We start from the raw sequence: 13183 nt of genomic DNA, 5'->3' as shown, positions 1-13183 counted from the left end.
AGGAATCATAAATATGAAAGCAGTAGTTATCAATCAATATGGCAGTAAGGAAGAATTAACTGAACAAGACGTTACTTTACCTGAATTAAAAGGAAACCAAGTACTCGTAAAAGAACGTGCAACATCCATCAATCCAATCGACTGGAAATTAAGAGAAGGCTATTTAAAACAAATGTTTGACTGGCCGTTTCCTATTATTTTAGGCTGGGACGTGGCGGGTGTCATAACAGCAGTTGGTAGTGACGTAACTGACTGGAAAGTTGGAGATAAAGTTTTCGCTCGTCCAGAAACAACTCGTTTTGGTACGTATGCAGAAGAAACTATCGTGGATGATAATCTATTAGCGAAAATCCCTGAAAATGTTTCTTTTGAAGAAGCAGCGGCTGTTCCTTTGGCTGGTTTAACTGCTTTACAAGCACTATTTGACCATGGAAAACTTCAAAAAGGTGAAAAAGTATTGATCCATGCTGGAGCTGGCGGCGTAGGAACTTATGCAATTCAACTAGCAAAACAAGCGGGTGCTTATGTCATCACGACAGCGAGTGAAAAAAATCATGAGCTACTTAAAAAACTAGGGGCAGATGAAGTAATCGATTATCATACAACTAATTTTGCAGATGTTCTAACAGATATTGATCTAGTATTTGATACGATGGGCGGAGACGTTCAAAAAGCAAGCTTCTCTGTTCTAAAACCAAATACTGGACGTTTGATTTCAATCGTTGGTATTGCAGATGAAGAGTTGGCGAAAGAAAAAAATATTAAAGCCGAAAGTATCTGGCTTCAAACAAACGGAAAACAATTACAAGAAATTGCAGATCTAATGGCTTCAGGCAAAGTAATTTCAGTGGTTGGAGAAGTTTTTCCTTTCTCTAGACAAGGTGTTTACGATGCCCATGCATTAAGTGAAACTCACCATGCTGTAGGTAAAATCGTCATCAAAATGGCTGACTAAATAAATAGGAGGCCGAGACAAAAGCGTTTAGCTCCGAGAAATAAGAGGGAATTCACGAAAATTGCTTTTTCAAATTTTTGTGAATTTCAGCTTATTTACGAAGGAGCTGCTTTTTTCTCGCCGTTTATTCGGACTTAGAGCGCGAAACAAAACTGTTCTTTAGTTTTGTCCCACGCTCCTATTCGTTTGTTTTTCCCGCTCTAAAGCGGATCAGTTCTATTAATCCAGGCAATTCTCGTTGGATGTGGTCTTGATTTAAAACATATGTCTTAGTTGTCCCAATTTTGATTTCTTGAATCAGTTGAGCGTCCTTAAGCAATTTTATGTGGTGAGATAAGGTGGATTTTACAATATTGTATTTTTCTGAAGTAATCCGTTTTTCACCATCAAGTAATAAGCAAGTAAGGATATTCAAACGAATGGGATCGCTGACTGCTTGCAACGCTTGAAGAACAGGGTCGTTGTTGTTATCGGTCATTTTATTTTTCATAAACAGATTATAACATAAACATTCTACTTTACATATTGCTTAGGTAGTGATATATTTTTAATGTTCGAAAATAATCGAACGAAAAGAAAGATGAGGGATATTATGGAAAACACATATAAAGAAAATAATTTTGACACGATCATGAAAGGCAGAAGATCGATTCGCAATTACGATCCAACAGTTAAAATTAGTCGTGAAGAGATGGAGCAAATCATCAACGATACTGTTAAAGCACCATCTTCAGTGAATATGCAACCTTGGCGCTTTACAGTTGTCGAAAGTGATGAAGGAAAAGCAGCGTTAGCACCTCTTGTTCGTTTTAATAAATTACAAAATGAAACGTCTGCTGCGATGATCGTGATTTTTGGTGATTTAAATAGCTTTGAACATGCTGAAAAAATTTACGGTACGGCTGTTGAACAAAACCTAATGCCTCCAGAAGTGAAAGAGCGTCAATTAGAAGCACTGAGTCCTTTGTTTGAGCATATGCCCACAGAAGATAAAAAAGAAATGGCCATTATCGACGGAGCCTTAGCTGCAATGAATTTAATGTTAGTTGCTCGTGCTTATGGTTATGATACCAATCCTATCGGCGGCTTTGAACGAGAAAAAATTGCTGAAGCGCTAGACATGGATAAAGAACGTTATTATCCAGTGATGATCGTTTCAATTGGTAAAGCAAATGAAGAGGGATACCCTTCATATCGATTACCAGCAGCTGATATCACAACGTGGAAATAGGAGGAGAAGACCATGCATATTGTTCCTTTAGTTTTAGCTGTGATCGTTGCAGTTGAACATTATTACATTTTATATTTAGAAATGTTTCAAACGGCATCTCCTGCAGCACAACGTAGCTTTGGTTTGGATAAAGAATTTTTGGATGATCCAAGAGTTCAAACGCTATTCAAAAATCAAGGACTATATAACGGCTTTTTAGCTACAGGAATTTTATGGGGTGCTTTTTTTGCAGCAAATAGTTGGAGTGTGGTAACATTTTTCATCATTTGTGTAGTTGTTGCTGCCGTGTATGGTGGACTGACTTCATCCAAATCAATTTTGATAAAACAAGGGTTGCCAGCAATTATTACGTTAGTAATGTTATTTATTTTTAGATAAAGAGAGAAAAGTTTGAGACAAGAACCTCCTTGTCTCGGGCTTTTTTTTACTTTCAAAAAAAACTTATAAAAAGTAAGTCAAATCTCTTTACTTACTTTTAGTAAGACGATATACTAAGAAAGTAATCTAAAAACTAATTCGAATCGAAAAGGAGCAATACACATGACAGAATTTATTCAAGCATTAAAAAAACGCCGTTCAATCTACTCTTTAGGAGATAACTTACCACAATCACAAGAAGAAATCACAGCTTTAGTGAAAGAGATCGTTAGAGAAAGTCCAACATCTTTTAACTCACAAACACAACGTGTGGTTTTCTTATTCGGCGACGCACACAAAAAATTATGGTCAATGACAGAAGAAGCATTGAAACCTTTAACACCTGCAGAAGCTTTCCCAAATACACAAGCGAAATTACAAAGCTTTGCAGCAGGATATGGCACATTGCTTTTCTTTGAAGATATGGATATTGTTAAAAACTTACAAGAACAATTTGCCTTATATGCAGATAACTTCCCAGTTTGGTCAGAGCAAGCAAGTGGTTTAACACAAGCAAATGTTTGGACTGCTTTGGCTCAAGAAAACATTGGTGCAAACTTACAACATTACAACCCAGTAATCGATGAAGCAGTTGCGAAAGAATGGTCTATTCCAAGCCAATGGAAATTAAGAGCACAACTTGTTTTCGGTTCAATCGAAGCAGAAGCTGGCGAAAAAGAATACATGGAAGATAGCGCACGTTTCCTAGAATTTAACTAATAACGAGCAAATGGAGGAGAAATGTATGGTGTATACATTACCTAAAGAAACAATCGCAAAACAAGTAAAATTAAAAGTAGAGAATCTGGATGAAATGACAGAATTTTATACACAAATGATTGGACTTGTCTTACTAAAAAAAGAAGAAAATACAGCTTTCTTAGGTGCACAACAGTCTTCTGAAGCAATCCTAATTTTGGAAGAACTTGTTGATCCTGTCGTGAAATACAATACAACAGGCTTGTATCACACAGCGTTTCTCTTACCTACTCGTAAAGATTTAGGCAATACCTTGTTATGGCTGATGCAAAACAAAATTGAAATTGGCGCTGCTGATCATGGTTACAGCGAAGCTATCTATCTAACGGATCCAGAAGGTAATGGTATCGAAATCTATTGGGATAAACCGATGTCTGAATGGGATATTCGAGCAGACGGAGAAATCATTGGTGTGACGGAAGAGTTGGATGGAGATGGCGTTGTCTCAGAAGCGGATGGAACGTGGTTAGGTATGGCACCAGGCTCAAGAATCGGTCATGTACATTTACAAGTCGCGGATTTAGAAGAAACAGAGAAGTTTTATGAACCGCTTGGTTTTTCCTTGAAGTCTAATTTTGGCAGTAGAGCTAAATTTTTTGCGGCAGGGGAATATCATCATCATATTGGGACGAATACTTGGAATAGCCGAAATGCAGACTTGATTGGTGAAAATCAGTTGGGGTTGGCTTGGTATACATTTCAGTTGCCGTCTAAAGAGGTATTTGAGTTGTTTGTTAAGCAGCTTGATGAAGCCGCTGTGGAGTATGTGAATGAAAATGAACAAATTACGATTCAAGATCCAAACGGGATGCAGATTAAGTTTGGGTATTGAGTTGGATAAGTCAACTTCTTAAAGGAGGTTGGCTTTTTTTTTGATTTTGTAAAGTAGTGATTTGTTTGTTTAGGGATAAGGGGGAGATATTAAAAATGACGGTTTATGGGAAGGAGAATTTTAATGGTTCATGAACTAAAAATTGTGCCTGAATATTTTCAGGACATACGAACTGACTTGCGAAAAAAGTGGGTACGTTTAACTAGGTATTGAAAATACTTCAAAACCCATATATTTATAAATCAATTGGAAAGGATAGAATTATCCTTTCAATGTAACATTATAGTATAGTCAAAAGTGATCTCATACAGCTGCTACGAGATTACTTTTGTGTCGTAAATTTTAAATGAAAATAAGGTCAGAGCTATTTTACTCTGACCCAGAACACTTATAATTTTCTTTTTTCTTTCTCTTTCTTATCAATAACTGATGTTTTTTAGGAAATATTACTTCAAGATCATTGCTTTTATCTAAAAAAAAAAAATCATTGTTTTCTTTTTGAATTTGAACGGGTGTGGCATTTTTATTTGCTGGTTCTGGTGTTGGTGCTGGAGAATTGTAGTCGTTATTCATATCATGACCTCCTGTTTTTTTTTTATAATTTTATATCACAAATTCTTGTTAAAATAAAGTTATACATTATGATGAATATAATTTAAAGAGGCGTATACAATGATTGTCGTGCATGCTATTATAAATACATAAAATAAATTAACAAAGGAGATGTTTAGTTTTAAAAAAGTTTTGTATGTTGTTACTAGTGTAATGTTTATGTCTATTGGTGTAGTATTGTTATCAAATGATTCTTATGCAGCGGATATCAGTAACATGAGAGATGGGGAAATCATTGTAAATGATGATAAAGGGAATGTGATTGAAGGAATTGAAGTAATTCTGGAGTCAGAAGACTACACACTTCAAAATGAATTGTTACAAAGTCGCGCTGTTGGCCATATGGTTTATCGTAATATTAAAGTCGTTCAAAACAATGGAACAGGTATTTTTGCTGGACCAATGTATTATTCTAAAAAAGAACCAGAATATACAACGCCATTTACAGGAACTTTATATCGAGAAAGTGCTTGGAGTCAAAACAACGGTTCTTGTACTGTCTACTATGCTAGATTTTCTGGAACAGTTGCAGCATACTTAGGCTAATATTCTTACAACTTAGTGGAGGTGTACCATGAAAAATAGATTGTATGTACTTTTTCTTTTGATTAGTTTAACTACACTTTATGGTTGTACACAAAATAATAATAAAGAAACATCAAAATCTATTGATAGTACAACGCCAAGTGGTATGATATTTTTGAGCTCAGAAGAAATTTTTGATGGAGATTCAAGCGAATATTTTACTAAGGACTATACAAATTATAAAGAAATACCAGAAGAGATTTCAGAAAAAGGAAAATCAATGAAACTATACGTTGTAACAAAGTATGAAAATAAAAAAAGATACACTGCTTACTACAAATGATGTTTAAGTGAAAAAAACTAGGTGTTGTTTTAAATAATTAACTGGAGTTTTACAAACTATAATCAAATTTTGAAAAATTGAAGTGAAAAGAGAATCTGACACAAGCACGTTGAGTCAGGTTTTCTTAAATATAAAGTCCTAATGAAAGTTATTATTTCTTTTAACGCTTTAAATATAACTAATAATTAAAAATAGATTTCAATGCTGTTTCTATTCACTTATTATTATTTATAGTACAAATTGTACTGATAATAAATATAAGGAAAATTAATGTATAAAAAATTTATTTTAGAGTTAGCAATTTGTTGTTCAATCAGATTTGGAGCAAACGTAGTTTACGCGAATGAGGTTGTTAGTGAAGTTGATTATGGTATGGATATGACACTTGGTGAAATTGAAGATGTTTTAGTGACATATTTAAGAGAGCGAGGGTTAAACTACTTACTTCATTCTAAAGATTTTTCCGACTATCTATATGATCAATTAACTAGTTCAAGTGAACAGGAGCTAACTAAATTAAACAAAATATGATAATATATTTAGAAAAACTTCCTGCGGAAGAAGGGGAAGTCTCAACGATTGAAGAGTCGTCTGATATGACGTTAGCTGATGTTAAAGAAATTGTTGATGAAGAAAACTTAGAGGCTTCACAAACAGCTTCTGAACAAGAAAATAGTGTGCCAATAATTCCACCTTGTAGAGTCTGGTAAAATAACCATGTCACTAATTATGGAGGTGGAGATTGTACAAATTTCGCTTCACAAGCACTTAGAACTAGAGGAGCTAAAGGTGGAGTAACAGGTTATCTAGGTTATATTGACCGATCAAGTAAAAGAACTAGTCAAGGATTAAAATATTCTGCTGCTTGGATAAATACAGATGTGTTCAGACAATACTGGGAAGTAAAAGGGCGTAGTGTACGAAGATATTCAAAAGCTGTAGTCGAAAATGAGTATAAAGAGTTTTTGACTGTAGGTAGACCTGTAATTTTAACTTTTTATCAAGAGATCTCTGATAGAGTTCTTAAAGACTATTCCGAGGACTATAAAAAAGATTTAATTGTTCTAAGTTCCGATATTAGAACTAAATTATTTTCAGGCTCACTATCGCCATCATCACTTTATAAAGATAGTAAAGAAATCATTTTAGGATTAAACTTAACTTTAAGTAAATGATACGAGAAAGAAGGATTAAAATGAAATTTAAACAAAAAACAATATTGTTTTTGTCTTTGTGCGTAGTTATAGTGAGCGCTTCCGGGTGCAAGAATTTAAATAATAAAGTAACAGATAGTACTATTGACAAATCAGACTTAGTCTTACCTCAAGACACACAAAAAGAAGGAGATGTTATTTCTCCTTCTTCGAAATAATATACATTTATTATGCAATCATCGAGTAAACATAAGTAGTTAAACTATGCCTGTAAGCGTTCGCGTGTCTTTGAGCTATGGTTTTGTTACCAATAACATGAAAACCGCAGCTTTTACATTTATAGCCATAGGTAACACCAGCTGCAGCCTCCACAGTGTTGTTTTCGGTGGGAATAATTGGTGCAAGCAAAACAAGTGACAAAGCAACAAAATAAAACATACCTTTAAATTTCTTCATAATAATAAACCCCTTTCATTTTTTTATATCGTACCATATGATCGTTTATATATATCGATATGTTTATTAAATATTACCTTGTTTTAAAAGACTATAGTATTAGAATAATTCTGACGCAAACTGATTGTGCCAGATTTTTTCAACATAGGTTTCCCAAAAACAGTCATTTTTAGGTCAAGAAGGATAATTCCCATTTATCCTTTAATATTTTAATTTACCTTCCCAAAACTTACAACATATTCAATGTGTCAATAACTCCCGTTTATGATGTAATTTTAGTGGGAGTGATGACATGAAATACACTTATGGTTATACACGAGTAAGTACAAAGTCTCAAGAACTAAATCGGCAACTTGATATTTTAGAAAAATACAATTGTGATGAGATTTTGACTGAAAAAATTAATGGGACAAAAGCAAGTCGACCGCAACTAGACAAATTAAAAGAATCTGTTCGAGAAGGTGATACTGTAGTGGTAGAAAGTTGGAGCAGACTCGGACGTAGTACCAAAGATCTTTTGGAATTAGTTGATTTCTTTTCTGAGAAGAACGTACAAGTGATCAGTGACAAAGAAAAATTTGATACGTCAACACCACAGGGTAAAGTGATGTTAACTGTATTTCAAGCTTTTGCAGAATTTGAGAGGGACTTGATAGTTGAGCGTACTAGAGAAGGACTTAAAAGTGCAAGAGCAAGAGGACGTGTTGGTGGACGTCCCAAAGTGTCAGATAAAAAAATTCAGCAAGCTATTAGTCTATATGATACAAAACAGTATTCAGGAAAAGAAATACATGAAATGACAGGAATTTCTTCTTCTACTTTGTATAGATACCTTGAAAAAAGAAAATACAGTAATTAGAGAGAGGCTCTAAGAGCGTTTGTGCTATTTACTTTGGGTAGTTTTTTCACAAAATAGAAAGATTGAGGAATAGGAGATTAGACATGTTAAGTAATAAGTTAGGTATTACAAATCAAGTTGAACTTGCAAGAGTTGAAGAAAAAATAAGTAAGTCAAACGCAAAGAAATTATACGATACTGGTGATATAAATAAGTTGGAAGTGGGAACATACAATGGACTAGCAGATATTCATAGGTACCTATTTTCGGATATATATGAATTTGCAGGGAAAATTAGAACCGCCAATATTGCTAAAGGAAACTTTAGATTTGCACCAGTTATGTATTTAGAAGTTTCTCTACATCAAATTGATCAAATGTCACAATCGACTATTGATGAAATTATCGCAAAATACGTTGAGATGAATATCGCTCATCCTTTCCGTGAGAGGAATGGTCGTAGTACAAGAATATGGTTAGATTTGATCCTTAAGAAAGAACTCAAAAAAGTTGTTGATTGGAACTTGATTAATAAAGAAGATTATCTTTCTGCTATGGAACGTAGCCCTGTAAACGATTTGGAGATAGCTCATTTACTAAAGAAATCTTTGATCTCTTTAGTAAATGATCGAGAAGTATACATGAAAGGTATCGATGTTAGCTATTATTATGAGGGATACACTGAATACAATATAGAAGATTTATGATGAAATAACTCTTTGGTCAGTCAAAAACGATCAGAAAGGATGATTGAATGATAAGGTTGTACCGTGGATAGTAGTAATTGTATTGCTTTTTATATTTATTAAACTGTTATCTGTTAGTTGGTTCTATTATGTTGTGTATGCTCTATTAGGAACATTTACAGTGGGTGTAAAAACATTAGCATTATTGGCAAAAAGAAAAAAGTGATTCCTAAAAACGATTAATAGTAAGAAAAATAATTTGAGAAAAGCTTTATTAGTAATTGATAGTCAAAGTAAAACAAGTAAATCACTGTATGATAAAGAACGATTTTTGAGAAGTGTTTGTCCCAACCTTCTCGTTTGTGCATATCTATAATCAAAAAGAAATTAATCTGTAGTTTGTAAATTAAAAAAATGATTGAATAAATACTGTGACAACAGACATTCAAGGACTCTAAATGAACTAACTGAAATTTGCATTTAAAAGAATCAGTTAATAAGGTGTTGAATGTGTTTTAGACTAAAAGCTTCCAAAAAATAATCTAGGAGGTTTAGAATGAATAAGAAAGCTAAAAAATTGGTCCATGAATTGTATAATACCATAGGCGACAAACAAGGGAAAAGTTATTTAGAACTAAAAGAAGTGTTGTTAAAAGTCTATAAAAAGTTGGACAAAGAAACGAATGATGATTTTTTGATATCTAGGCTTATCAACTATATCTATTTCAAAAATTTAACTGAAAAGATAACCTTTACTGAAAAACAGAATCAATTGATAATGGAAATGAGTCAAATAGCTAAAACTTCTGGTGTAAATAATAATTATAGAGGATACTTAGGCAGTGTCTCTCAATTTGATTAATATTCAATGGAATTCCCAAAATTAATCAGAAGGACTTTAAATGTAGTGAATATAATAAATACAAGCAAACGGTCAGAAGATATAGTTAAACTGATTTTGACGTCAATATAATCAGAAAAAGTGAAAGGAGCATAAAATGATTTTAGAAGAAGAGTTGAAAAAAATCGCGAAAATTACCAATGGGTTCAAACCAATGGAACACTTAGCTGATTCACTTGAAAAAAAGCTAACAGAGAAGGAATTAGAAGATTTAGCATTTATGTTATACTCGTCTGAAATTTATCAAATACGAATGGTCGCTGTTTTTCTGTTTGGAAAGCTTGCACCAAAAAGGAATGCGGTATTAGATTTCTTGAAAAATAATGTTTCAAAAGATGACAATTGGCGAGTGCAAGAAATTTTAGGGATGGCCTTTGATCATTTTTGTAAAGAAATAGGCTATGAAGAAGCCCTAGTGACGATAAAAGAATGGTTAAACTCTGAAAATAGTAATACTAGAAGAGCTGTTTCAGAAGGGTTGAGAATTTGGACGAATCGTCCTTATTTTAAAGATAATCCTGATAGGGCTATTCATTTGCTGGCAACACTTAGAAATGATGATAGTGAATATGTTAGAAAATCATGCGGCAATGCACTAAGAGATATCAGTAAAAAATATCCTGAAAAAATTATGGAGGAATTATCGTTATGGCAAGCTAGTAAGGAAGAGCTTCAAATAGAAAAAATTATTTTCAAAAATAAACATTTAGGACATTTTCTTAATAACAATTTTGAATAGTTTTAGTCGACTTAATTCTAAAGGATATCAGGGTGTCTTTTCTATTTTTTTGCATTAAAAAAGATGCCGATGATTTCTCACCAACATCAGAAAGTATAGAGCCGCTATTATAAGTATATAGAGGTAGGTTCATAAAAATATACTAGTCTACAATAAAATTCGATTGGTAGGTTATGGATAGATTAAGAGAGGATGAGCACCTTATTGTGTAAATAATGAATTTGATGAAATAATCAAAACAAGCGAGCGCTTAAAACAGAGTTTTAAAAGTATAGATAAGCGTTTGCAGGACATTGAAATATCAAAGGAGAAAATCAAAAAATTATTCTCAATAAGTGATACACTTTTTTGAAACAGTATAATCATTGCCTTTTTTCAGGTAAAGAAAAGCTAGCGATAACAAAATTATTTTTCCATTGAAATGAGTAGGTTGTTTTTGGATACTGCTTTAATAGTTTGATTAAAATAGGGAGACCGTTACCCTGGTGTCCTTTTTTTGTTGTGAAATTATTTTTCAAGGCTTTTTCAATCAAAATTGGACCATTAGACTTATTTTTTACTTCTATATAAATACCAGTAGATCTATTTTCAAAATGTAAGCTTATTAGTGGTTTTTCTGTATTGATAGACGCTTCAAATGCATTATCTAATAAAATAGATAAACAACGAATAAAATCAACTAAGTGGATAGTTATATCAAAATCAGAAATTAATTGATCCACAAAAAAATGGACAGGTACATTTTCTTTAGAGCATTTTTCAAAAAAATTTAAGAGTAATCCTTGTATGGGCGGAATATTTATTTTTGAAATTTGGGTGTAATGATTTGTTTCAGTAAGGTCTTTGGAATAGTCAATAATAGTAGAAAGGTAGTTACGCGCTTGATCAAATTGCTCTTTTTCAAGGTACACATCTAAACTGAATAAAATATTTCGATAATCATGTCTAAATTCATTTGCTAAACTAATTTTTTGAGATTCTTGTGCCATTTTTTTTGAAAGTAGAAATATTTGTTGCTGCTGTTGATAAAACCGACTTATGATGTAAACAATATAACTAAAAGTACTTGTAAAAAAGAGTAAAAGAAAAGTTAATTGGAAAAATACAGTCAAATTAATATGTCTTATGCTAATCTGTCTCACCAAATTTAACGTAAGAAGTAACACTACACTAAAAATAGATTGAAAAATATATTTCTTTTTGAGCTGAGAAATAGAATTGAAAATTTCATAGTTAGTACTTATCTTCCTCATAAGAATCAATAATGAAAATAGCAGAAGCTGTTGAGCAACAATAGAAATTGGCTTTAAAATGGCAAAGGATGTATCACTCATTAGTCCTGTTTCATGAAAAAAATAGGTAAAATCCCATGTTACGAGCCAAGAGATAAGCATCAGTGAGTTTTGTAAAAGATAATACAAAGCGATTAATGTCCAGCTTTTTGTGAATCGAAGGATGAATATCGATTCTATTATTGCAAAAGGTATAAAAACTCTTAAACCAATTTCTCCCCCGACAAGGAGAGCTATAAGTACTTGTATAAATAAATAAGTAGACAAGAAAATAGTTTGCCTATAACTTAAATATCTTTTATATCCTATAATCAAACACATTTGGAAATAGTTAAAAGAGAACAGTATTGCCACTAAATGAACTTCCATATCTTTTCACCTCATCTAATAAATAGCTATAAAAATTTGTTTAGTTTGTCAATGATACTTATTCCAACTTCTAATTCAGAACCATTATCAAACGTAATTAGACCAACTGAACGTTGGATAGATGCTAAGTGATTTCGATTGATGATCAATGATTTTAATCCAGTATAAAGGTAGGGTTTATCAATTATCTTTTTCAGTTTATGAATTGTTCCCTCTACCATCTGTTCAGAATCTTTGGTATGTACTACTAAAGTATTACGCATAGTAGAAATAGAAGATATATAAAGAATGTCAGTATATTTTATATAGACTACTTCACCAAATTTTTTGAAAGACATATAGTTATCTTTATTTTGAATACGATTAATTATTTCTATTTTAATGGGTAAAAAAATACTTTCAACTTCTTGAATATCTAAATTAGTCCCTTTAATAATATAGGATTTTGGTTGAATGTCTTTGTTAATGATTTCAAGGGCCTTATCCTCAAGGTTGGTAAGAAAGAGAATAAAACAGTCTTTGTTTTGTTCTCTAATTTTTTTTGCAAGATCAATCCCTGAATAGTATGACTGTAAATCAATGTCAACTAAATAAATATCTGTATCTTGTATTTTATGAGTAGCTTCCGACAAACTGGAATAAAAGACATCTAATTTTTCTATCGAAATAGCTTCTAAAGAAAAATAGTTGTCAGATACGGGTAATTGTTGAATTAGTTCTTTTATTTTTTCACGAAAGATAAAATTGTCTTCGATGATGTAAGTGCGGATCATTAAATCCATAAAATTCACCTCATTTTCTTTCTAATAGTGTACAATTTTACGAAAATAAACACAAAAATAAAGAAAAAACGCACCAAATTAATTTGGAAACGTTCTAATCTGAGTCATGTATTTTTTTAATTTCATATACTAACTGTGTTGAAACAAACAATAATACATAGCATTATTTTCTTAGAATTATCCATTCTAAGATAGGTAATATTTCTCATTTTTATCAATTTTTAAAAAATAAATCCGACAACATAAGAAATATAACATAATTAAAAAAAGAAGTCTATATTAAATGAAGAAA

19 protein-coding genes and 1 pseudogene are annotated in these 13183 nt (G+C 32.2%); 15 read left to right on the top strand and 5 right to left on the bottom strand.

Features of this window, described 5'->3' with window-relative positions; genetic code table 11:
• Positions 1-13 precede the first annotated feature (13 nt).
• Entirely contained in the window at positions 14-955 is a 942-nt protein-coding gene (locus IGJ02_RS13230) for an NADP-dependent oxidoreductase (protein ID WP_430602314.1), read from the top strand.
• A 178-nt stretch (positions 956-1133) separates the two neighbouring features.
• On the opposite strand, the gene IGJ02_RS13225 is transcribed toward IGJ02_RS13230, so the two are convergent.
• Positions 1134-1433 (bottom strand): ArsR/SmtB family transcription factor, encoded by a 300-nt coding sequence (locus IGJ02_RS13225; protein ID WP_244264856.1) that lies wholly within the window; start codon positions 1431-1433, stop codon positions 1134-1136.
• A 114-nt stretch (positions 1434-1547) separates the two neighbouring features.
• Between IGJ02_RS13225 and IGJ02_RS13220 the strand changes: the two genes are divergently transcribed.
• From IGJ02_RS13220 to IGJ02_RS13205, 4 genes are all read left to right on the top strand, one after another.
• Positions 1548-2186: a nitroreductase family protein gene (locus IGJ02_RS13220; RefSeq protein WP_010762730.1), complete on the top strand. Its 639-nt coding sequence runs from the start codon at positions 1548-1550 to the stop codon at positions 2184-2186.
• 12 nt (positions 2187-2198) lie between these two features.
• Entirely contained in the window at positions 2199-2564 is a 366-nt protein-coding gene (locus IGJ02_RS13215; protein ID WP_010762731.1) for a DUF1304 domain-containing protein, read from the top strand.
• 162 nt (positions 2565-2726) lie between these two features.
• On the top strand, positions 2727-3323 hold the full coding sequence (locus tag IGJ02_RS13210; protein ID WP_010762732.1) for a nitroreductase family protein: 597 nt from the start codon (positions 2727-2729) through the stop codon (positions 3321-3323).
• Between the two features lie 25 nt (positions 3324-3348).
• Entirely contained in the window at positions 3349-4194 is an 846-nt protein-coding gene (locus IGJ02_RS13205; RefSeq protein WP_430602313.1) for a VOC family protein, read from the top strand.
• Positions 4195-4563: 369 nt separating this feature from the next.
• On the opposite strand, the gene IGJ02_RS13200 is transcribed toward IGJ02_RS13205, so the two are convergent.
• On the bottom strand, positions 4564-4767 hold the full coding sequence (locus IGJ02_RS13200; protein ID WP_430602312.1) for a hypothetical protein: 204 nt from the start codon (positions 4765-4767) through the stop codon (positions 4564-4566).
• Positions 4768-4965: 198 nt separating this feature from the next.
• Here IGJ02_RS13200 and IGJ02_RS13195 point away from each other — a divergent pair, with 198 nt between their 5' ends.
• The 6 genes and pseudogenes from IGJ02_RS13195 (at position 4966) to IGJ02_RS13170 (ending at position 7046) form a co-directional block, all read left to right on the top strand.
• A complete protein-coding gene (locus tag IGJ02_RS13195; RefSeq protein WP_430602311.1) occupies positions 4966-5352 on the top strand; it encodes a hypothetical protein in 387 nt (128 codons plus the stop codon).
• Positions 5353-5380: 28 nt separating this feature from the next.
• Complete coding sequence (locus IGJ02_RS13190) at positions 5381-5674, top strand: hypothetical protein (RefSeq protein ID WP_010762736.1); 294 nt, start codon at positions 5381-5383, stop codon at positions 5672-5674.
• A gap of 270 nt (positions 5675-5944) precedes the next feature.
• Entirely contained in the window at positions 5945-6205 is a 261-nt protein-coding gene (locus IGJ02_RS13185; RefSeq protein WP_010762737.1) for a hypothetical protein, read from the top strand.
• The gene (locus tag IGJ02_RS13180; RefSeq protein WP_430602310.1) at positions 6202-6384 is read left to right on the top strand and encodes a hypothetical protein; all 183 of its coding nucleotides are present in this window, start codon (positions 6202-6204) and stop codon (positions 6382-6384) included. Before IGJ02_RS13185 ends, IGJ02_RS13180 begins: the two co-directional genes overlap by 4 nt.
• Before the next feature lie 24 nt (positions 6385-6408).
• Positions 6409-6849 (top strand): annotated as a pseudogene (locus tag IGJ02_RS13175) (amidase domain-containing protein); the annotation flags it as partial.
• A 20-nt stretch (positions 6850-6869) separates the two neighbouring features.
• Positions 6870-7046, top strand: a complete 177-nt coding sequence (locus tag IGJ02_RS13170) for a hypothetical protein (RefSeq protein WP_010762739.1) — start codon at positions 6870-6872, stop codon at positions 7044-7046.
• Positions 7047-7056: 10 nt separating this feature from the next.
• Here IGJ02_RS13170 and IGJ02_RS13165 read toward each other — a convergent pair whose 3' ends face one another.
• Entirely contained in the window at positions 7057-7284 is a 228-nt protein-coding gene (locus tag IGJ02_RS13165) for a hypothetical protein (protein ID WP_430602309.1), read from the bottom strand.
• A gap of 292 nt (positions 7285-7576) precedes the next feature.
• Between IGJ02_RS13165 and IGJ02_RS13160 the strand changes: the two genes are divergently transcribed.
• The 4 genes from IGJ02_RS13160 to IGJ02_RS13145 all read left to right on the top strand — a co-directional run bounded on the left by IGJ02_RS13160 (position 7577) and on the right by IGJ02_RS13145 (position 10448).
• Positions 7577-8143, top strand: coding sequence for a recombinase family protein (locus tag IGJ02_RS13160; RefSeq protein WP_430602308.1), 567 nt, complete (start codon positions 7577-7579; stop codon positions 8141-8143).
• An 83-nt stretch (positions 8144-8226) separates the two neighbouring features.
• Positions 8227-8829: a protein adenylyltransferase Fic gene (gene fic / locus IGJ02_RS13155; RefSeq protein ID WP_430602307.1), complete on the top strand. Its 603-nt coding sequence runs from the start codon at positions 8227-8229 to the stop codon at positions 8827-8829.
• A 535-nt stretch (positions 8830-9364) separates the two neighbouring features.
• Entirely contained in the window at positions 9365-9670 is a 306-nt protein-coding gene (locus IGJ02_RS13150) for a bacteriocin immunity protein (RefSeq protein ID WP_430602306.1), read from the top strand.
• A 136-nt stretch (positions 9671-9806) separates the two neighbouring features.
• A complete protein-coding gene (locus IGJ02_RS13145) occupies positions 9807-10448 on the top strand; it encodes a DNA alkylation repair protein (protein ID WP_430602304.1) in 642 nt (213 codons plus the stop codon).
• Between the two features lie 362 nt (positions 10449-10810).
• Here the strand turns inward: IGJ02_RS13145 and IGJ02_RS13140 are convergent, their stop codons facing one another.
• Together IGJ02_RS13140 and IGJ02_RS13135 are read right to left on the bottom strand one after the other, a co-directional pair.
• Entirely contained in the window at positions 10811-12109 is a 1299-nt protein-coding gene (locus tag IGJ02_RS13140; protein ID WP_430602303.1) for a sensor histidine kinase, read from the bottom strand.
• A 26-nt stretch (positions 12110-12135) separates the two neighbouring features.
• Complete coding sequence (locus IGJ02_RS13135; RefSeq protein WP_430602302.1) at positions 12136-12891, bottom strand: LytR/AlgR family response regulator transcription factor; 756 nt, start codon at positions 12889-12891, stop codon at positions 12136-12138.
• Between the last annotated feature and the right edge of the window lie 292 nt (positions 12892-13183).

The sequence above is a fragment of the Enterococcus sp. DIV0724b genome, assembly GCF_050531475.1.
Classification (GTDB): Bacteria; Bacillota; Bacilli; order Lactobacillales; family Enterococcaceae; genus Enterococcus_L; species Enterococcus_L haemoperoxidus.
Note: the sequence above shows the minus strand (reverse complement) of the source record. Positions and strands in the feature narration are given on the sequence as shown.